General features: G+C 41.4%; 1 protein-coding gene. It reads right to left on the bottom strand.

What is annotated here, in order from left to right:
* The coding region (locus LPKJCM_RS13175; protein ID WP_165758572.1) for an IS3 family transposase at positions 1–266 on the bottom strand (266 nt) is incomplete at both ends.

Here is a 266-nt window from a genome sequence, read left to right as displayed (position 1 = left end):
ATGCTTGGCAACCCGAATTGAAGCTTTAATATTACCTCGACGCATGATGTTACGAACCCGAGTGGGGCCAACCTGATAAGACGTTTCTTGATTAATATAAGTGACCAGGCGATTAACGCCAAAGATGTAATGATTAGTTTCTTCCAACTGTTTGATATACTCATAAATTGATTGGTTTTCCAACTCATGCACCGTTGGTTCATGACCCAGCCATTTATAGTACGCTGCCCGTGACAACTCCAAGTATTGGCAGATAAAACTAATCC

The sequence above is a fragment of the Lentilactobacillus parakefiri genome (assembly GCF_002157585.1).
GTDB classification, from domain to species: Bacteria; Bacillota; Bacilli; order Lactobacillales; family Lactobacillaceae; genus Lentilactobacillus; species Lentilactobacillus parakefiri.
The sequence above is the reverse complement of the archived record's forward strand: the minus strand, read 5'-3'. Positions and strand labels throughout refer to the sequence as shown.